This window comes from Mycobacterium sp. E3305 (genome assembly GCF_001666785.1).
Classification (GTDB): Bacteria; Actinomycetota; Actinomycetes; order Mycobacteriales; family Mycobacteriaceae; genus Mycobacterium.
Genome location: NZ_LZJA01000208.1, coordinates 1 through 18,731, shown reverse-complemented (window position 1 = coordinate 18,731; position 18,731 = coordinate 1). Strand labels below are relative to the sequence as shown.

Annotated in this window: 15 protein-coding genes and 1 pseudogene; 6 read left to right on the top strand and 10 right to left on the bottom strand. The window is 67.9% G+C overall.

Annotated features, from left to right (window positions below):
* Nucleotides 1-292 precede the first annotated feature (292 nt).
* A complete protein-coding gene (locus tag A5701_RS19670; RefSeq protein WP_067757546.1) occupies nt 293-709 on the top strand; it encodes a DUF4333 domain-containing protein in 417 nt (138 codons plus the stop codon).
* A 19-nt stretch (nt 710-728) separates the two neighbouring features.
* Here the strand turns inward: A5701_RS19670 and A5701_RS19665 are convergent, their stop codons facing one another.
* Nucleotides 729-2,303, bottom strand: coding sequence for a PPE family protein (locus A5701_RS19665; protein WP_067757544.1), 1,575 nt, complete (start codon nt 2,301-2,303; stop codon nt 729-731).
* Between the two features lie 97 nt (nt 2,304-2,400).
* Nucleotides 2,401-3,312 (bottom strand): oxygenase MpaB family protein, encoded by a 912-nt coding sequence (locus A5701_RS19660; protein WP_067757542.1) that lies wholly within the window; start codon nt 3,310-3,312, stop codon nt 2,401-2,403.
* An 82-nt stretch (nt 3,313-3,394) separates the two neighbouring features.
* On the opposite strand from A5701_RS19660, the gene A5701_RS19655 reads away from it, so the two are divergent.
* Nucleotides 3,395-4,057: a TetR/AcrR family transcriptional regulator gene (locus A5701_RS19655; protein ID WP_067757590.1), complete on the top strand. Its 663-nt coding sequence runs from the start codon at nt 3,395-3,397 to the stop codon at nt 4,055-4,057.
* A gap of 10 nt (nt 4,058-4,067) precedes the next feature.
* Here A5701_RS19655 and A5701_RS19650 read toward each other — a convergent pair whose 3' ends face one another.
* The 6 genes from A5701_RS19650 to A5701_RS19625 form a co-directional block, all read right to left on the bottom strand.
* Nucleotides 4,068-5,414, bottom strand: a complete 1,347-nt coding sequence (locus A5701_RS19650; protein ID WP_067757539.1) for a hypothetical protein — start codon at nt 5,412-5,414, stop codon at nt 4,068-4,070.
* 2 nt (nt 5,415-5,416) lie between these two features.
* Entirely contained in the window at nt 5,417-6,886 is a 1,470-nt protein-coding gene (locus A5701_RS19645) for a condensation domain-containing protein (RefSeq protein ID WP_067757536.1), read from the bottom strand.
* Between the two features lie 367 nt (nt 6,887-7,253).
* Complete coding sequence (locus tag A5701_RS19640; RefSeq protein ID WP_067757532.1) at nt 7,254-8,618, bottom strand: hypothetical protein; 1,365 nt, start codon at nt 8,616-8,618, stop codon at nt 7,254-7,256.
* Between the two features lie 2 nt (nt 8,619-8,620).
* The gene (locus A5701_RS19635) at nt 8,621-10,057 is read right to left on the bottom strand and encodes a condensation domain-containing protein (protein ID WP_067757529.1); all 1,437 of its coding nucleotides are present in this window, start codon (nt 10,055-10,057) and stop codon (nt 8,621-8,623) included.
* Between the two features lie 319 nt (nt 10,058-10,376).
* Nucleotides 10,377-10,925: a hypothetical protein gene (locus A5701_RS19630; RefSeq protein ID WP_067757525.1), complete on the bottom strand. Its 549-nt coding sequence runs from the start codon at nt 10,923-10,925 to the stop codon at nt 10,377-10,379.
* The gene (locus A5701_RS19625) at nt 10,922-11,506 is read right to left on the bottom strand and encodes a VOC family protein (protein ID WP_067757521.1); all 585 of its coding nucleotides are present in this window, start codon (nt 11,504-11,506) and stop codon (nt 10,922-10,924) included. Before A5701_RS19625 ends, A5701_RS19630 begins: the two co-directional genes overlap by 4 nt.
* Nucleotides 11,507-11,617: 111 nt before the next feature.
* Between A5701_RS19625 and A5701_RS19620 the strand changes: the two genes are divergently transcribed.
* Together A5701_RS19620 and A5701_RS19615 are read left to right on the top strand one after the other, a co-directional pair.
* On the top strand, nt 11,618-12,751 hold the full coding sequence (locus tag A5701_RS19620) for an alpha/beta hydrolase (protein WP_067757587.1): 1,134 nt from the start codon (nt 11,618-11,620) through the stop codon (nt 12,749-12,751).
* Between the two features lie 100 nt (nt 12,752-12,851).
* Nucleotides 12,852-15,053, top strand: coding sequence for an acyl-CoA dehydrogenase (locus tag A5701_RS19615; RefSeq protein ID WP_067757517.1), 2,202 nt, complete (start codon nt 12,852-12,854; stop codon nt 15,051-15,053).
* Between the two features lie 147 nt (nt 15,054-15,200).
* Here A5701_RS19615 and A5701_RS28605 read toward each other — a convergent pair whose 3' ends face one another.
* The gene (locus tag A5701_RS28605) at nt 15,201-15,515 is read right to left on the bottom strand and encodes a hypothetical protein (RefSeq protein ID WP_082950264.1); all 315 of its coding nucleotides are present in this window, start codon (nt 15,513-15,515) and stop codon (nt 15,201-15,203) included.
* 503 nt (nt 15,516-16,018) lie between these two features.
* Here A5701_RS28605 and A5701_RS19610 point away from each other — a divergent pair.
* Entirely contained in the window at nt 16,019-16,381 is a 363-nt protein-coding gene (locus A5701_RS19610; protein WP_067757513.1) for an ATPase, read from the top strand.
* 6 nt (nt 16,382-16,387) lie between these two features.
* Here A5701_RS19610 and fadD2 read toward each other — a convergent pair whose 3' ends face one another.
* Nucleotides 16,388-18,067, bottom strand: a complete 1,680-nt coding sequence (fadD2, locus tag A5701_RS19605; protein ID WP_067757510.1) for a long-chain-fatty-acid--CoA ligase FadD2 — start codon at nt 18,065-18,067, stop codon at nt 16,388-16,390.
* A 58-nt stretch (nt 18,068-18,125) separates the two neighbouring features.
* Between fadD2 and A5701_RS19600 the strand changes: the two are divergent.
* Nucleotides 18,126-18,668: pseudogene (locus A5701_RS19600) on the top strand (DNA polymerase domain-containing protein); the annotation flags it as partial.
* Nucleotides 18,669-18,731: the final 63 nt, after the last annotated feature.

Here is an 18,731-nt window from a genome sequence, read left to right as displayed (position 1 = left end):
GTCGCAGCCCCGGCACGTCTGCGCAGTTCAAAGCGGCACTGCGCCCGACGCCGTCACTGCGCTCGACCACGCCATGGCGCACCGTTTAAAAGCGTTGCGCGCGACTACCGCTTCGGTTAAAGTTGAAGCAGTGGCGGGCCGATCCGCCGCGAGGCACGGAAGAGAGGGCCCCTCGATGCAGCCACACCCGCCCCTGGCGCCACGGCAAAACCCCCAACCGGTTGCACCGGGACGCTGTTACGAGCCGCGCACCGAACCGCTGCGCCGGCCCGTCGCGTGGAGGCCGCAGCCCGTGCCTTACCCGCCGCCGCCCATCGGTGCGAACGCCTGGGCGCCGGCCACCTTCCGTGCGGCCGGCGGGACACCCCGCCGCGGGCACCTGCCGCTCTATCTGGGAGCGGCGGCCGCCGTGGCCGCCGCGATCGCGGCCATCGCGGGTTTCTGGGTGCCGGGATTCTTCGTCACCAGGCAGCTCGATGTCGCCGCCGTCCAGTCCGGCGTCGCACACGTCCTGTCCGACCCGGCGGGTTACGGCGCCCGGGACGTCAGCGACGTCACCTGCAACGACGGGCAGAACCCGACCGTCACCAAGGGCGGCACCTTCACCTGCCAGGTGACCATCGATCACCTCAAACACCAGTTCGTGGTCACCTTCACCGACGACTCGGGCAGCTATGAAGTCAGCGCCCCGAAGGGCACCAAGGTCTAAAGCGCCGCCGCGACGTGCACTACCGCGTCTCGCTGCCGTCGGCGTCCCAGCTCCCCGGCAGCATGGGAATCTTTGGGCCGCCGCCGAACTCGTCACCGTCCAGAGTGGCCAGTCCCGTTGCCGCAGCGGTCGCCTCGCGGCGGCCGGTGCCCGCGAACCCCAGCCTTCCCGCGCCGTTCTCCGATGCGAGCGCCGAAGGCTCGCCGGCCGGGGCGCCCCAATCCGGATCGACGCCGACGTTCATGTCGGCGAACTCGTCGCCGTAGTCGCGCCGCGTCGCCCGCTTGCGCCGTCGCGCCCTGGCCTGTCCGCGTGCCGCGGCGGCCGCGGCGGCGGTGGCGCTATCCGGTTCCGGCGCTTTCCTTTTGGCGCTGGAGCTGGCCGCGGCGCCCATGCCCGAGCCGAACCCGATGCCGGGCGGGGCGATGACGTAGGGCGGGGCGAAACCCGCGGCGTGCGGTGGCGGCGGGGCGGGTGGCGCGGAGCTGGCGACGGTGGTCACGGTCGAAGCGGGTGCGGACGCCGGGGCGGAGGCGGGCGCCGGGGCCGGCGCGACGGTGGACGGCGCGACCGCGACGGCCGGAGTGGGACTGGGCGGTGGGGCGGCCGCCGGCAGTGGCGCCGGCGTGACGGCGGGCGGGGCCATGCTCGCCAGGCCGGCCAACCCGGCGAAGCCACCGACGGCGCCGAAGGGGGCGGCCGCGAGCAGGACCGCGGGGGCCAGCAATTCCGGCTGGCTCGTGAAGATCTCGAGGATGTGCGTCGGCCAGTCGAACAGCATGAGTTGAACGATGTACTGGAACGCCAGCGCCGGATTGTGCACCAGGTAATAGCCGAATTGCTGGAAATCCTCCAGCAGTTCCAGCGCCCGGACCACCCAGAACAGCGGGTCTCCCGCGTTGGTATAGGCGTCGTAGGGCAAGCCGTTGACGGTGCCCTGCGCGGGGTCCCAGTTGATGCCGAGGTTCCTCAGGATGTTGGCGATGAAGTCGTCGAGCGGGTTGTCGATCGTGGGGTCGTGGATGTCGCCGCCCGAGTCTTGGCTGGAGGCATCGGATTTGACTATCGGCGGGGCGGGGTCCGTTTGCGGCGTGGACTGCACAGCCGCGGCGGACACCGCTTGGTAGGTGGTCATGGTGGTGGCCGCTTGAACCCACATCCGCGCGTAATCGGCCTCGTTGACCGCGATCGGGATCGTATTGATGCCAAAGAAATTCGTCGCCACCAACGCCCCGTGGACGGCGTGGTTGGCGGCGAGTTCCGGCAGCGTCGGCATGGCCGCCAGCGCCGCGGTGTAGGCGACTGCGGCCGTCTCGTGTTGGGCGGCGGTCGCCGCGCTGTGCGCACCGGCTTGCGTCAGCCACGCCAGGTATGGCGCATGGGCGGCCACATACGATTCCGCGCTGGGCCCCTCCCACGAGGCAGCCTGCGTCGCGGCCAGGACGCCGCTGAGTTGTGCTGCGGCCGAGGCGTATTCGGCGCTCAGTTCGGACCATGCCCCTGCCGCCGAAAGGAGCGACGCGGGACCGGGGCCGCTGCTGAGCGAGGCGGAGTGCACTTCCGGTGGCGAGGCCATCCAGATGGGCGCCGTCATGGGTACTCCTCGGGCTGGAGGTCTTACCAGGCAGAGGAGAGCTTAATGAAAATGATTTCCGTTATCAACTCGGCGGGTGGGCCGGGCCGCCCCGGTGCTACACCAACGGGCGGCCCGTCCTGATCCGGCGATCGACGTCGGCCAGCAGGACATTGAAGGGAAACTGCCGAATGAACCGCGGCAAGCGCCGGTTCACCAGCGCAAGCGTCCCGATCAGCCGGTCGAAGCGCCGTTGCCTGGTGGCATCCCAGGGCAGTCGCATCTCGTCGCGGAACCGCTGCGGCAAGAAACCCGTGGTGATCAGCAGAGCGAAGCTGTCGGAGGCGCGCTGCAGGCGGTGGGGCAACGTCAGCCCCGGGATGCGACTGGCGGCTATCGGGTACAGGTACTCCCGCACGGCGTCGTCGATGTGCACCTTGGCCAGCGACTCCTGCCAATACCGGTCGAACGCCGCGCGGTCCGGCGGCCACATCTCCGGCGGCACCTGCAACGTGGTGGCCAGGGCCATGCCCTCGCGGTAGTGGCGGTCGGCGTCCTCGCCCTCCAGCTCGCCGATGAACATCCGGTAGATGTCCACGCCGCCCTTGTACAGGCAGGCCCCCACCCAGAGCTGCAGGTCGGGATCGAAAGCGTTGTACTGCACCGGACTTTCGGGGGTGGAGTAGACCTGCGCGTGTGCCCGGTTCACCGCTCGGCGGAACGCGTCCTTCTGGGCGTCGCTGCCTCTGGTCGCCACCGCCAGGTACGTGAAGGTCGTGCGGGCGCGCTTGATCGGGTGCAGGTCGATTCGGCCGCTTTCGACGCGGCTCTCCATGACGCCGTAGCCGACACCGGGGCGCCCCAGTTGCATGATCACGTTCGCCGGGCCGGCCAGCAGTGCCACTCCCATCAACCCCTCGTCGATGCCGAGCGGCCGTCGGCGCCGCCGCGCGGGGGATCGCCGTGGCGCATCGGCGACGGGGCGCTCGACGTGCCGGACCGGTTCGCGAACAGCCTCGTGTAGTGCCATGGTCAACCCCTCCAACGGCGCCGCCCGGGAATGTGCGAACGCGCGTTTCCTGATATTGTCGTGGCCTCGCGTTGGTGTCAAGATGGTTCGCATGAGCGAAACCTCGGGGGCGCGGCCGTACCGCGGCGTCGAGGCCGCGCAGCGCCTGGCCACGCGCCGGAGTCGGCTGCTGGCCGCGGGCTTGGACCTCCTCGGGGCGGAGCAGCAGAACATCTCCGCGGTCACGGTTCGCGGCGTGTGCCGCCAGGCCGGCCTGGCGGCCAGGTATTTCTACGAAAGCTTCGCCGACAAAGACGAATTCGTCGCCGCCGTGTTCGACTCGGTGGTCGCCGAGCTGGCGGCCACCACCCAGGCCGCAGTCGCTGCCGTGCCGGCGCACGAGCAGACGCGGGCTGGGATGGCCAACATCGTGCGCACCATCGCCGACGACGCGCGCCTCGGGCGCCTGCTGTTCAGCACGCAACTGGCCGATCCGGTGATCGTGCGCAAGCGCGCCGAATCCACCGCGCTGTTCGCGATGCTGTCCGGCCAGCACGTCGGAGACGCGCTGCGAGTGCCTGCCAATGACCGCATCAAGGCCGCGGCGCACTTCGTCGTCGGCGGCGTCGGGCAGACCATCAGCGCCTGGCTAGCCGGCGACGTCCGACTCGAACCGGAAGAGCTCGTCGATCACCTGGCCGCCCTGCTCGACGAGCTCGCCGAGCCCAACCTCTACCGACCGACCGAGGCGCGCGCGGAATCCTGACGCGGCGTTCTCACACCGGGCACCCGGTGGGCCACCCCGTGGTCGCGGTGAGCGAGAAGTCGCTCAAGGCGCCCGAAATCTGTTGTCCCAATTCGGCATTCGAGTTCTGGCCGTCCGCCTCGTAGCCCAGGAACGAAACGAACACCTGTTCGCGCATTCTGCCCGACAGCAACGCCAACACCCCGTTCGTGCGGCGCATCGTCGCGGCAGTCACCCCGGGGTACAGGGACTTCATGGCGAAGTAGTCGGCGTCCGTGCCGTCGGGGCGGTTGGCAGCCGGGTCGACCGCACCGAGGTTGGACGACACGACGGCTGTTGCGCTTCCGGTGGCCACGCCGATCAGCCGGCGCATGACGCGTCGTGGGATCAGAGGAACGAGCGGGAGCAACGCCCAGCGCTCGTCCGGCTCATCCTGATGGCGGAGCAACGCCTGCCTTAGCGCGGCGCGGATCTCGCGCAGGTCCGTCACGGGCGCGGGGCCCACCATGACGTCGACATTGGTGACCGCGTTCGCGCGCGTATCAGCCGGGCCGCGCTCGTTGACGGGTATCCCGACGGTGACCGTGCCGTCCGCGGCGACCCGTCCCACCCGCTGGGCCAGGCGGGCCGCCAACCCGGCCAGCAGCGCGTTGCTGGTTCCCCCCAAGGCGTTCGCGCGGGCGTCCCACTCGTCGGCATTGACGAAGATGGTTGCCGTTGGGAGAGCGACGGTTTCGTCAGCCCCGGTGAGCGGTCGCCGGTTGGGTGACCGGACATCGGCCACGGTGCCGCCGCCGCCACGGCCGGCCAGTCGCGCCGCGGCGACCACGGCGCGGCCGACCCGCGGCACGTCGCGCGCGGCTTGGTATGCATCCTCGCGCAGCGCCCGCCACCGCGGCCGCGATCCCGCGGCGGGCCAGCCGTTCGCGCGGTCGCGTCCCTGGGCCGCGTCCGCCAGCGCCTCGCACAACCCGACCCCGTCGCTGAGGCAATGCGTGACGACAAGGCTCACCGCCGCTCCCCCATCGGTGAGCGGCAGCACCGCGAGCTGCCATCCGGGCCCGCGTTCGGCGTCCGGTCGCCTGGCCGCCTGCACCTCCAGCCAGGAGTCGACGGCATCGCGCGGCCGGGGCACCGCGACGAACTCGATGCCTGGCTGATCGCCGGGCGTGACCCACCGATGGCGGCCAAACGGTAACGGGGACCGTTCGATCCGGCGGCATAACCGGCCCCGCTGCAAATGGTGATGGAACTCTTGCAGGCCGTCGATGCCGACGGCGCGGTTGTAGATCCACACACATTGCACGAGGCTGGTGGTTCCGGTTGCTCGCTCACCGAGAAAGAGGGTCTGGTCGGCCAGATCCAGCACGTTGCTCATCGCTAGGCCGCCTCGTTGTCGTCTTCCCCTGGGGCTTTCGTGCTCGCCGGCCCACCTCGCGGCGCTACGACGTCCGCCTGCTGTGCGATGCCGGTGGCCACGCGCCCGAACACCCGGGTCAGCGTCGCGATGTAGCGATCCACCGACTCGCGGGCCACCGGGTTGTCCGGGAAGGAGATGGTCACCGTGGTATTCGCGGCCTGCCGGTTGATCCACATGTTGATGCCGCCGGCGGACAGATTGTCACCGTAAGTACCGAAATTCAGCTCAGCCCACAGGCCGGCGAGTGGGATTTTGCGAAAGTCGAGGAACGACAACATCATCGGCAAACGGGTGGGCGGCTTTATCTCCAGATCGTCCGATGCCGCAGCCAGCTCCATGACCCGCTCAACCGGCACGTCGGCAAGATCCTTGGCCGCATCGAACGACTTCTGGGCGGCTCGGGCCGCCTCGCCGAATGTGGTCCCGGCGGTCGGCACCGTGACCGGCACGAGGCTGGCGAACCAACCCACCGTCATGGTGTCTATGCCGGGCGCCCGGGTGTCCCTGGCCGTGAACCCGTGAAACACCTCACCGCCGGCCAACTCGTGCTCGGCCAAAGCGGTGCAGGCAAGAACTCCGCCGACGAATCGCGCGCCGGCGGCGCTGCACATGGCGTCGAAAGTCTCCGTGCCGGTGGCGTCCAGCAGCTCCACGGTCAACAAGTCGCCCTTGCTGCTGGACCATGTATCCCCAAGGGGGAGAGGAAAACTCGGCCAGTCACCGTCGGCATCGCGGGCGAACGCAATCCATTCCTTTGCCTCGGGGCAGTCCAGCGTCAGGCTCCGTGCCTTCTCACGCTGTCGCGCGGCATAGTCCTGATAGCTCCCGACCTCGGGAAGCGCGAGGGACGGGTGACCCTGCATGAGTTGCTGATAGGCCAAGTGGATATCGACGAAGATGACACCGGCGGACAGGCCATCGATGTGCAGGTGATCGACGCTGGCATAGAACGTGAAATAGTCTTCGTGCTGCACGACTCCGAATGTGAAGCAACCCCATTCGAGCGTTCCCGGCGTCGCCGTCAGCACATGGTTGCGCACTTGATCGGCGGCCATGTGTCCGAACTCCATGGGCACAAGCTCTACGGCGTCGGGGTTGTCGATCGCGCGACGCACGATTACACCGTTCTCGATTTCGAACCAACTGCGGTAGGTGTCGTGGCGACGGACATGCGAATTGACCACTGCGGTCATCGCTGGTATGTCACATACGCCGGGAATGTCCCAGGCCACTATCATCAATCGCGGTATCTGCCTGCGCAATGCACCACTGTGATAGGCGGCCCAAATATGTTGCCCCTGCTGGTAACTCGGAGCACAGTCGCTTTGTGGCGCGTTGCGAGCTGCTTCCTGCGTGAGCGGTGAGGCCGTCCACGCGGTGACCGGGCCATGGGGCGGTTGCCATTCCTTGATGTTGCCGAGCGAGACCATCTGCTTAAGTCCCCGTTCTTCCGATGCCGAATTGCCTTGGCGGGGGCAGGGATGCAGGCGGGCTTTTTCGCATGGCTTTTAGCCAAGCACGAATTCCCTTTGGGCTGAATACTTTGCGACGTGCTTCCCGGATGTCGGGACCCGAACTTATGGCGTCGCTATGCACCCCCTGTGTCGCCGCTGAGGACGGTAGCGCACGGTTGCGACGAAGGCAACAATTGCGCGGTGCTGTGAAGCATCCCACATCGCTCCAGTCGGACCGGCGATGCGGCGGCCGGGTTTGCCGATCAGTCGCTTCGGTGGCGCGCCTATATAAGGGCGCGCTCGAGGGGAGGAGTCGTTGCCCGAGCGGCCGTTGCGCCCGAAGTTAAGAGACGGCCATCGGCCCGGTTGGCAGCCGGCCCCAACCCGAGGTGGCGGTAAGCGAGAAGTCGGTCAGGGCCTCCGAAATGTGCTGCCCTAACTCGGCTTGGGAGTTGTGCCGACCCAGCTCGTAGGCCAGGAACGAGACGAAGACCCGGCCGTGCACCCTGCCCGACAGCAGCGCCAGCGCGCCGTTGGTGCGGTACATGGTCGCGGTGGTCACACCCGGGTAGACAGTCTTCATCGCGAAGTGGTCGGCCTCGGTGCCGTCCGGCCTATTGACGGCCGGGTCCATCGACCCGAGGTTGGACGACACGACGGTGACGGCACTGCCGGTGACCACACCGATCAGTCGCCGCATGACACCTTGCGGGATCAAGGGAACCAGCGGCAACAAGGCCCAGCGTTCGTCGGGCTCATCCTCGTGGCGGGACAGCGCCTCCTTGATGCCGGCGCGGATCTCGCGCAGGTCGGTCGTCGCGGGCGTGGGGTCGACCGTGATGTCGACGTTGACGACGGCGTTGGCACGGGTGTCGCCCGGGGTGCGCTCGTTGACGGGCATCCCCACGTTGACGGTGCCGTCCGCGGCGACCCGGCCCACGCGTTGTGCAAGGTGGGCCGCCAATCCGGCGAGCAGCGCGTTGCTGGTTCCCCCCAACGCGGTTGCGCGGGCGTCCCACTCGTCGGCGTCCACGAAGATGGTCGCCATGGGCAGCTCGAGGGGTCGGTCCGGCCCGGCGGGCGGCGCGGGCCGCTTGTTGGCCGGCGCAACGGCGGTCGCGTCGCGGCCGGCCCGGGCCATGCGTGCCGCCGCGACCACGGCGCGGCCCACATGGGCTGTGTCCCGCGCGCTTTGGCGCGCGTCCTCCCGCAGCGCCTGCCACCGTCCCCGGGATGCCGCCGCGGGCCAGTCGATCGCGTCGTCGCGGCCGCACGCCGCATCCGCCAAGGCCTCGCACAGCCCGACGCCGTCGGTGAGGCAGTGGGTCACCACCAGGCTCACCGCCGCGCCGCCGTCGGTCAGCGGGAGCACCCCCAGGTGCCAGCCCGGGCCATGCTCGGCATCCGGCCGCTTACCCGCCTGTTCGGCCAGCCACGCTTCGAGATCGTCGCGAGGCCGGGGCGTCGCGACGATCTCGAGGTCCGACTGGCTGGTGGGCGCCACCCAGCGATGCCGGCCGAACGGCAACGGGGACCGTTCGATGCGGCGGCGCAAGCGGCCCCGACCGAGGTGGCGATGGAAGGCGCGCAAACCGTCGATGTCGATCGGGCGGTCGTACACCCAGATCGCCTGCAACACACTGGTCGTGGCGGTCGCCCGCTCGCCCAGGAAAAGGGTCTGGTCGGCCAGGTCCAGCAGGTTGCTCATCGCTAGGCCGCCTCGTCGTCGTTCTTGGTCGGCGCGGTAATGCCCGGCTGGCCTCCGGTGGCGTCGACGACGCGCGCGAACATCTCACCCAACGTCGCGATGTAGCGATCCACGGACTCGCGCGCCGTCGCGTTGTCCGGGAAGGACATCGTCACCGTCGTCTTCTCGGCGTGGCGGTTGATCCACATGTTGATCCCGCCGTGCGACAGGCTGTCGCCGTAGGTGCCGAAATTGGTCTCCGCCCACAACCCGGCAAGCGGGATCTTCCGAAAGTCGAGGAAGGACAGCATCATCGGCAGACGCGTGGGCAGCTTGATGCCGAGTTCGTCGGGTGCGCCCAACTCCAGCAGTCGCTCGACCGGAACACCGGCGAGATCCTTGGCCGCGTCGAACGACTTCTGGGCGGCCCGGGCGGCCTCGGGGAAGGTAATTCCCGCGGTCGGCACCGTGACCGGGACCAGGCTCGCGAACCAACCCACCGTCATGGTGTCGATGCCCGGCGTCCGGGTGTCCCTGGCCGTGAACCCGTGATACACGGCGCCGCCGGTCAATTCCCGCTCCGCCAACGCCGTGCAGGCGAGGACCCCGCCGATGAACCGGGCGCCGGCCGCACAGCACACGGCGTCGAAAGCCTCCGTGCCGGCCGCATCCAGCAGATCGACGGTTACCAGGTCACCCTGGCTGTTGGTCCAGGTCTCGCCCAGCGGCAACGGGAAGCTGGGCCATTCGCCGTCGGTGTCGCGCGCGAACGCGATCCAGTCCTTGATCTCCGAAGACGACAGGGTGAGCCCGGCGACCTTCGCGCGCTGCCGCGCGGTGTAGTCGCGGTAGCTTCTGACCTCGGGAAGCGCTGCGGACCGCCGGCCCTGGACGAGTTCCTGATAGGCCAGGTGGATGTCGACGAAGATCACACCCGCCGACAGGCCGTCGATGTGCAGATGGTCCACGCTCGCATAGAACGTGAAGTAGTCGGCGTGCTGCACGACGCCGTAGGTGAAGCAACCCCATTCGAGCGTTGCGGGGGTCGTCGTCAGCACGTGGGTGCGCACTTGGTCGACCGTCCTGTGCCCGAACGACATCGGAACGAAGTCGATGACGCCGGGGTCCTCGATCGCGTGGCGCACGATGACGCCGTTATCGAATTCATACCAACTGTGGTAGGTGTCGTGCCGGCGGACGTGCGCGTTGACCGCGGCCGTCATCGCCGGGATGTCACACGTTCCGGGAATGTCCCACGATACGATCATCAGGCGCGGTAGCGCCCGGTTCATCGCCCTGCCATGGTAGGCGGCCCAGAGGTGTTGAGACTGTTGATAACTCGGAGCCAGATCACTTCGTTGCGCGGCGCGAGCCGCTTCGCACGCCGAAGGTGAAGCCGTCCACATGGTCAGCGGCCCCTGGGCCGGTTGCCATTCGTAGATGTTTCCGAGTGCGACCATCTCCCCCAGTCCCCGTTCTGCGGTGCCGATGTTGTGCGCGGCATGGGAGGAGCCGAGAAGCCGTGCGGCAACGGACTTTCCGCGCAGCACAAAATAAACCTTCGTGTCGGGATTCTTGGACGCCGTAGGTCGGGCTGAAGTTACGGCGTCGCTTGCACCCCCCTGTGTCGCTGCTATTGGACATTAGTCGAGGAAGACGGTCTTTTACGCCGTTTTGCGAAGATTCGCAATTGGCGTGTGTCGGCGCCGCCTCGCCAGTAGTCTTCTTTCCCTTCGGTTGTGTTCCGACGCCGGACCGGCAAGCCAAACCGTCACCGCCTCACGGCAATAGGGGCAGATCCCACAGCCGCATCCCGGGATCCAGCAACCAAAATCGCTCCATGGTCAGGCGCATCAGCCGCAACGCGCTGACGACCATGAAGGCCGCCAGCGGCAGCTCGACCAGCACCGCGGTGGCCACCGACAGCCAGAGGTCGTTGGGGCCCGCGGTCATCAGGTCGAACCAGGCGTCGCACATCAGGAGCACCCCGGTGGTGAACGCGGCCGGAATCAGCACCTGACGACGCAGGAAGCCCAGAACGGCGGTCGCCACCATGAACGTCATCAACAGGATGTCGAAGCCCACCCAGGTGAGGGGCCAGTCGTGCACGACGTAGTTCTCCGGCAGCGTGGTGGACAGATACCCCACCCAGGGGATCATCACCGCCGAACCACCGACCATCAGACTCAGCCGGATGCGTCGCACGCGGGCCAGGAAGAGGGGGTCGATGACGTCGCTCACCGGCTGTTCCAGCCGGGAGATGAGCTGCCGACGCTGCTCGGGGGTCAGGGCCGCAATCTGCGCGTCGGTCAGGATGCCGTCGGTCATCGACGACCGGCGGCCACCGGAGGCCGGCGGTCCGCCGCGGTCCTGGGCACGGCCTGAACATCACTGGAATCGAATTCCTTTATCCAGCAAGCGAATTCGAGGGTGATGCCGTCGGGGTCCTGAAAGTAGAACGACCGGACGTACACCCCGGGGTGCACTGTCGCGGACACCTGCATGGGGCTCTCGTCATGGTTCAGCACCGGGCCGACCCGCACCCCCTTGTCCTTGAGCCGCTGGCGGTAGGCGTCGAACTTCTCGGCCGGCACGTGGAATGCCAGGTGGTTCATGGTGCTCACCGCGCTGGTGATGTCGCCGATGCCGGGGATGGCGCCCGGCGACGAGATGCCCGGCACCCGGTCGGGGGCGTCGGCGAACCAGAAGAACGCCACGCAGTCGCCGTTGCCGGCGTCGAAGAAGAAGTGCTGGCCGGCGCCGCCGGGCAGGTCCAGCGACTTGATCAACGGCATGCCGAGGATGTTGGTGTAGAAGTCCACGGTGCGGGCCATGTCCGAGCACACCAGCGCGACGTGGTTGATTCCGCCGAGTTCGAATTCCGTGTTGGTGTTCTGCGGCTTGATCATCGCGCGGCTCCCCTCGGTCCCCGGCTTGAAGTCCTGGCGAAGATGTGATTCTGAATCTAACATCAGCTTCAGTTTTCTTTCGAGATGTCGATCGCCAACAGGGCCGCTGAAATGACTCCTCACACCGGTGCCGCAGGGGTTGTCCGCGAATTCGTCGGGCTACCGTCGCGCACCGCAGGGCGTGCCGGGGCGGGTGGGCATCCTTGCCAGGGGCTGTACCACCGCGGGGTGGGCCGCAAGCCGAAGGTGGCGATGATCGCCACGCATTATCAGATCGACTTCTCCGAGCACTACCTCGCCGACTACATGGCCACCCGAGGGGTCGGTTTCCTCGGCTGGAACACCCGGTTCCGCGGCTTCGAAAGCAGTTTCCTGTTGGACCACGCGCTGGTCGACATCGGCGTCGGGGTGCGCTGGTTGCGCGAGGTTCAAGGCGTTGAAACCGTTGTCCTGCTCGGTAATTCGGGTGGCGGATCGCTGATGGCCGCTTATCAGTCGCAGGCGGTGGAGCCGAACGTGACCCCGCTGGACGGGATGCGGCCCGCGGCGGGACTGACCGAGCTGCCGGCCGCGGACGGATACGTTGCGGCCGCCGCGCATCCCGGGCGACCCGACGTGTTGACAGCCTGGATGGACGCCGCCGTCGTCGACGAGAACGATCCCGTGGCCACCGACGCCGACCTGGACCTGTTCAACGACCGCAACGGACCGCCCTATTCGCCGGAGTTCCTCGACCGCTATCGGCGCGCGCAGACCGCGCGCAACCATGCCATCACCGACTGGGCCGAGAAGGAACTCAAACGCGTTCGCGCGGCGGGTTTTTCCGACCGCCCGTTCAGCGTCATGCGCACGTGGGCCGATCCCCGCATGGTGGACCCGAGTATCGAGCCGACGAGGCGTCAACCGAACACGTGTTACGCGGGGCACCCGGCGAAGGCGAACCGTTCCGCGCACGGCATCGCCGCGGCCTGCACGCTGCGCAGCTGGCTGGGCATGTGGAGCCTGCGGGTGGCACAGACTCGCGCCGAGCCGCACCTGGCCCGGATCACCTGCCCGGCGCTGGTGATCAACGCCGAGGCCGACACCGGTGTCTTTCCGTCGGACGCCCAACGGATTTACGCCGCGCTCGCCAGCGGAGACAAGACGCAGGCGTCGGTCGACACCGACCACTACTTCACCACCCCGGGCGCCCGCGGCGAGCAAGCCGATCTGATCACCAAGTGGATCGCCAAGCGGTTTCGCTGAGAACCGCCACCCGGTGACCGCTGTGGTCAACCAACCGACCGGTTGTTAGTTTGGAAGGTGCTTGGCCGAGACACGACTCGAAAGCATGGGAAGGCGACCAATGCCGATCGCTATCACTCCTGAGCATCAAGACCTGGCCGATTCCGTGCGGTCGTTGGTGGCGCGCATCGCGCCATCCGAGGCGTTGCACGCGGCGATGGAAACGCCGATCGACAATCCGCCACCGTACTGGCGGGCGGCGGCCGAACAGGGCCTGCAGGGTTTGCACCTCGCCGAGTCCGTCGGCGGGCAGGGCTTCGGGATCCTCGAATTGGCGGTCGTGCTGGCCGAGTTCGGTTACGGCGCGGTGCCCGGACCTTTTGTGCCCTCCGCGATCGCCAGTGCCCTGATCTCCGCCAACGACCCCGACGCGAAGGTGCTCTCCGAACTGGCGTCCGGCGCCGCGATCGCCGCCTACGCGATGGACTGCTGCGGGCTGACCGCGACCCGCCATGGCGACACGTTGGTGCTGCGCGGCGAGGTCCGCGCGGTGCCCGCCGCGGCGCAGGCGTCCGTGCTGGTGTTACCGGTCGCGATCGACAGTGGCGAGGAATGGGTGGTGCTGCGCGCCGAGGAGCTCGAGATCGAGCCCGTCAAGAGCATCGACCCGCTGCGACCCGTCGCCCACGTGCGGGCCAACGCCGTCGAGGTCGGCGCCGACGCCGCGTTGCGCAACCTGAGCATGGCCACGGCGCACGCGCTGATGACCACACTGCTGTCCGCCGAGGCGATCGGGGTGGCGCGTTGGGCCACCGACACGGCGTCGCAATACGCCAAGATCCGCGAGCAGTTCGGCAGGCCGATCGGCCAGTTCCAGGCCATCAAGCACAAGTGTGCGGAGATGATCGCGGACACCGAACGGGCCACCGCGGCGGTATGGGACGCCGCCCGCGCCATCGACGAGGCGCGCGAAAACGACTGGGACATCACCGGTTCCCACGTCGAGTTCGCGGCCGCCGTCGCGGCGACGCTGGCCCCGGCGGCAGCCCAGCGGTGCGCGCAGGATTGCATTCAGGTGCACGGCGGGATCGGCTTCACCTGGGAGCACGACACCAACGTGTACTACCGCCGGGCATTGATCCTGGCCGCCTCCTTCGGCCGCGGGTCGGAGTACCCGCAGAAGGTGGTGCACACCGCGACGAGCACCGGCCTGCGCGCGGTCGACATCGACCTCGACCCCGACACCGAGAAGCTGCGCGAGGAGATCCGGGCCGAAGTGGGCGCGCTGAAGGCGATGGAACGCGACGAGCGCAAGGTCGCCATCGCCGAGGGCGGATGGACGCTGCCGTATCTGCCGAAACCGTGGGGCCGCGCCGCCGGTCCGGTCGAGCAGATCATCATCGCCCAGGAGTTCACCACCGGCCGGGTCAAGCGCCCGCAGATGGGCATCGCGACCTGGATCATCCCGTCGATCGTCGCCTTCGGGACCGAGGAGCAACAGCAGCGGTTCCTGCCGCCGACCTTCCGCGGCGAGATGATCTGGTGCCAGCTGTTCTCCGAGCCCGGCGCCGGCTCGGACCTGGCGGGGCTGAGCACCAAGGCGACCAGGACGGACGGCGGCTGGCGGATCACCGGCCAGAAGATATGGACCACGGCGGCGCAGCTCTCCCAGTGGGGGGCGTTGCTGGCGAGAACGGACCCGAGCGCCCCCAAGCACAATGGCATCACCTACTTCCTGCTCGACATGAAGAGCGAGGGTGTCCAGGTGAAGCCGCTGCGCGAGCTCACCGGGAACGCGATGTTCAACACCGTCTACATCGACGACGTGTTCGTGCCCGACGAGTGCGTGCTCGGTGAGGTGAACCGGGGCTGGGAAGTCAGCCGCAATACCCTTACCGCGGAACGGGTTTCGATCGGCAGCAGCGAGGCGAACTTCCTGGCCACCCTGGGCCAGTTCGTCGAGTTCGTTCGTGACGGACAGTTCGACCCGGTCGCCAGACACCGCGCCGGTCAGTTGATCGCCGAGGGCCACGCCGCCAAGGTGCTGAATCTGCGCTCGACGCTGTTGACGCTGGCCGGCGGGGATGCCATGCCGTCGGCGGCCATCTCCAAGCTGTTGTCGATGCGGACCGGCCAGGGGTACGCCGAGTTCGCGGTGTCCTCGTTCGGCACGGATGCCGCCATCGGAGACCCCGGCGAACCGCCCGGCAAATGGGGCGAATACCTGCTGGCGAGCCGCGCCACCACGATCTACGGCGGCACCTCCGAGGTGCAGCTGAACATCATCGCCGAGCGGTTGCTCGGGCTTCCTCGCGATCCCTGACCGCCACTTGGGCATTGGCCCCGGAGAGGGGCCATGCCGACCTGAGGGGTGGTCAGGCCGGCATGGTTTCCCCCCCATCCCGTGGGCCGGTCAACCTTGGAGTGGATCGGCACGTCGAGGTTGACCGGTTACCACGGGGAGGGTGGTTCACCACCACCAGTTCCACCAGTGACCGGGGGCCCAGAATCCGCGGTTGCCCGAACCCCATCCGGGGTGGCCTCCCCCGCCCCATCCGTGGCCACCCCATCCATGGCCGCCATGACCCCCGCCTGGACGGTCAGGGATGATGCCGGGACCGCCGGGCGCACCGTGGGGGCCGGCGGTGGTGAAGCTGGTGTCGATACATGGCGCCGGGGCAGCCTGGGCCGCGGGGCTGGGGCCCAGCAGCAGCGCGCCGGCCACCGCCGATGCGCCGACTGCGCCCACGGCCGCGCCGCGCAGCGATCGCGTGGAGATCGTCATCGCGAGAGCTCCCTTCCAGACTGATGCCGACAAAGAAAACGTTAGCCAGATGTTTCCCGGCAAACAACATCCGCACACGAAATATGTCCTGTGAATTATGTAACAAATGCTTAACTGAGTTTTATCGAGGCGACGGTGGGCGGATTTAATGACTTTCTCAGTTCAGGATTTTAACCGGTACTGAATGGTCGCTACCCAGACATATTTCCAGCTCAGGCGCGATATACTGACATACTGGCTTGCGTTGTTCCGTATTAGCGGAATGCCTGAACCGCAGATTGCCCGACCCCGCAACGATGTCCCCATGGCCCGCATCACACAGACCCGAACAATCGTTTACGCAGCTAATCAAGTGAATTTGCTGGGATGGCCCGCGGTGGGGCGACGCCCCGCGCCCACGGCCCGGCGGCGCGACTTCCGCCGCCGTCGGTGGAAGAATCAGTATTGACACACTCGAGCGCTGATTTACTGATTGGCCACTCATTCGGAGGACGACCGCCACAGTGAACTTCAACCCCAGCCACATCGGACCCGGCGCCGGAACGTTTCGCCCCGGGCCGTCGGCCGCGCCGACGGGAGACGCCGCGCCAACCGAACGCCTCATGGGACTCGGTGGGCAGGCCCCCCAGCGGATGGGCGGCCAGCCGGCGGCGAACCAGGCGGGCCGGGTTCAGCGGACGCGCCGCACCGTCGACCTCCCGGCGGCCACCCACCGCGCGCTCGACATCTGGCAGCGGGAGGCGGCCGACCGCCTGGGCGTCGCCAGGGTGACCGGGCAGGAGGTTCTCACCGCGCTCATCGACCAGCTCCTGGTCGACCCCAAGCTCGCGGCGCAGATCACCCGCGCCATCAAGGACCGCCGCTGACCGCGGCTAGTCGACCTCCATCTCGCGCAGCTCGCGCTTGAGGATCTTGCCCGTCGGGTTCCGCGGCAGCTCCTCGAGGAAGACCACCTCACGCGGCACCTTGTAACGGGCCAGGTGATCGCGCACGTAGTGCTTGATGGTGTCCTCATCGACGTCGGAGCCGTCCTTCTTGACGACGAAGGCGCGCAGGCGGTGACCCCACTCCTTGTCCTCGACGCCGATCGCGGTCGCCTCGACCACCTCCGGGTGGCCGCTGATCAGGTCCTCGACCTCGGCGGGGAACACGTTCTCGCCACCGGAGACGATCATCTCGTCGTCGCGGCCGCTGACGTACAGCAGGCCGTGCTCGTCGAAGTATCCGACGTCGCCGGACGACATCAGGCCGTCGATGATCTGCTTGTGCCCGCCGCCGGTGTAGCCCTCGAACGGGAACGCGTTGCCGACGAAGATCCGGCCGACCTCGCCCTGCGGCCTCTCCTTGCCGTTGTCGTCCAGGATCTTGACCTTCACGCCCTTGACCACCGGCCCGACCGTTGCGGCGTTGCGCTCCAGGTCCTGCGGCCCGGCGATGGTCGCGAACGCGATCTCCGTCGAGCCGTACATGTTGTAGATGACCGGACCGAGGTCCTTCAGCGCGCGGCTGGCCAGCTCGGCGCCCAGCTGCGAGCCGGAGATGAACACGATCTTCAGGCTGGACAGGTCCGGCTTCTTGTCCATCTTCTCGACCGCGTCGAGGATGCGGGACAGCATCACCGGCACCACGACCATCGCGGTCACCTTGTACTTCTCGATGTCCTCGAGCACGTGCGGCGGCTTGAATTTGCGCCGCAGCACCAGCGTCGAGCCCAGGAACATCGCGATGGTGCCGTGCAGAAAACCCAGCGCATGGAACATCGGGGCGGGCAGCGAGGTCACCTCGTTGGCCTTGAACGGCACGTGCGACAGGATGCCCCCGATGGGCGCCAGTGTCGGCGGGGTGCTGCGGTTGGCCCCCTTCGGCGTGCCGGTGGTGCCGCTGGTCAGGATGATGATCGACGAGTGCTTGCTCGCCTTGGGCGCGGGATCTTTGCTGCTGCGCTCGATCAGGTCGGCCAGCGTCTCGTCCTTGCTGCCCGACGGTTCGTCCGCGTCGGGATTGGTGCCCAGCGCGCGCAGGAAGCCCAGTTCCGGCTCGGCCTTGCTGACCGCCTTGGTGTACTCGTCGTCGTAGATGATCAGCTTGGCGCCCTCGCGCTCCGACACCTCCTTGATCTGCGGGCCGGAGAACTCGCTGTTGAGCAGGATGATCCGGGCGCCGACCCGGGCGGCTCCGAAGTAAGCGATCAGGAACCAGCGGGTGTTGCGGGCGAGGATCGCGACGCCGTCACCGCCCTTGACGCCCATCTCGATCAGGCCGTTCGCCACCGCGTGGGCTGCCTCGTCGAGCTCTTTGAAGGAGAACTCGCCGTCCTCGTCGATGCACGCGGCCCGGTCGGGATGGCGCCGGGCATTCAACGACGGGAGCATGCCGAACTCGCCCCACTTGTAGATGTCGTTGGCCATCGCGGCGTAGTTCTGCGGCGGCTCCAGCCGGAAGGCGCCCGCTTCGAAGATCTTGCGCACGTAGTGCAATTCGGCTGAGCCGCGCTCCAGGTATTGCTGGACCTTGGCAACCGCCTGCCCGGGCAGGCCGATCAGATTAGGCATGGATCCACCCTATGTGACGTCCGTCGCATTCCGAGGGGTAAGTACCCATCCACTTACGATGATGAACATGAGCGGTCCGGCGTCACTGGAAGTGGCCGGCCGCCGGGTCACCGTCACCCATCCCGACAGGGTGGTATTCGAGGCCCACGACGGCAAGGGGCCGTTCACCAAGTTGGACCTGGTCCGCTACTACCTGTCCGTGGCCGACGGGGCGCTGCGCGGGGTGGCCGGCCGGCCGATGATCCTCAAGCGTTTCGTCAAGGGCATCGCGGAAGAGGCGGTATTCCAGAAGCGCGCCCCGAAAAACCGGCCCGACTACGTCGACGTCGCCGAACTGCACTACGCACGCGGCACGTCGGCCGCCGAGGCCGTCATCGACGACGCCGCCGGCCTGGTGTGGGCGGTCAACCTGGGCTGCGTCGACCTCAACCCGCACCCGGTGCGCGCCGACGACCTCGACCACCCGGACGAGTTGCGGGTCGACCTGGATCCGATGCCCGGGGTGTCCTGGCGGCGGATCGTCGAGGTGGCCCTGGTGGCCCGCGGGGTGCTGGAGGATTACGGCCTGGTCGCCTGGCCGAAGACGTCGGGGTCGCGCGGACCGAGTACGCCGACGCGACCGTGCGGTCCTTGGCGTTCTGGTTGAAATCGACGAACACCCCCT

What these genes read in the sequence shown, in the direction of transcription:
- A5701_RS19665 (WP_067757544.1), bottom strand. Translation starts at nt 2,303, where the DNA reads ATGACGGCGCCCATCTGGATGGCCTCGCCACCGGAAGTGCACTCCGCC.
- A5701_RS19660 (WP_067757542.1), bottom strand. Translation starts at nt 3,312, where the DNA reads ATGGCACTACACGAGGCTGTTCGCGAACCGGTCCGGCACGTCGAGCGC.
- A5701_RS19655 (WP_067757590.1), top strand. Translation starts at nt 3,395, where the DNA reads ATGGTTCGCATGAGCGAAACCTCGGGGGCGCGGCCGTACCGCGGCGTC.
- A5701_RS19650 (WP_067757539.1), bottom strand. Translation starts at nt 5,414, where the DNA reads ATGAGCAACGTGCTGGATCTGGCCGACCAGACCCTCTTTCTCGGTGAG.
- A5701_RS19645 (WP_067757536.1), bottom strand. Translation starts at nt 6,886, where the DNA reads ATGGTCTCGCTCGGCAACATCAAGGAATGGCAACCGCCCCATGGCCCG.
- A5701_RS19640 (WP_067757532.1), bottom strand. Translation starts at nt 8,618, where the DNA reads ATGAGCAACCTGCTGGACCTGGCCGACCAGACCCTTTTCCTGGGCGAG.
- A5701_RS19635 (WP_067757529.1), bottom strand. Translation starts at nt 10,057, where the DNA reads ATGGTCGCACTCGGAAACATCTACGAATGGCAACCGGCCCAGGGGCCG.
- A5701_RS19630 (WP_067757525.1), bottom strand. Translation starts at nt 10,925, where the DNA reads ATGACCGACGGCATCCTGACCGACGCGCAGATTGCGGCCCTGACCCCC.
- A5701_RS19625 (WP_067757521.1), bottom strand. Translation starts at nt 11,506, where the DNA reads ATGATCAAGCCGCAGAACACCAACACGGAATTCGAACTCGGCGGAATC.
- A5701_RS19620 (WP_067757587.1), top strand. Translation starts at nt 11,618, where the DNA reads ATGACTCCTCACACCGGTGCCGCAGGGGTTGTCCGCGAATTCGTCGGG.
- A5701_RS19615 (WP_067757517.1), top strand. Translation starts at nt 12,852, where the DNA reads ATGCCGATCGCTATCACTCCTGAGCATCAAGACCTGGCCGATTCCGTG.
- A5701_RS28605 (WP_082950264.1), bottom strand. Translation starts at nt 15,515, where the DNA reads ATGACGATCTCCACGCGATCGCTGCGCGGCGCGGCCGTGGGCGCAGTC.
- fadD2 (WP_067757510.1), bottom strand. Translation starts at nt 18,067, where the DNA reads ATGCCTAATCTGATCGGCCTGCCCGGGCAGGCGGTTGCCAAGGTCCAG.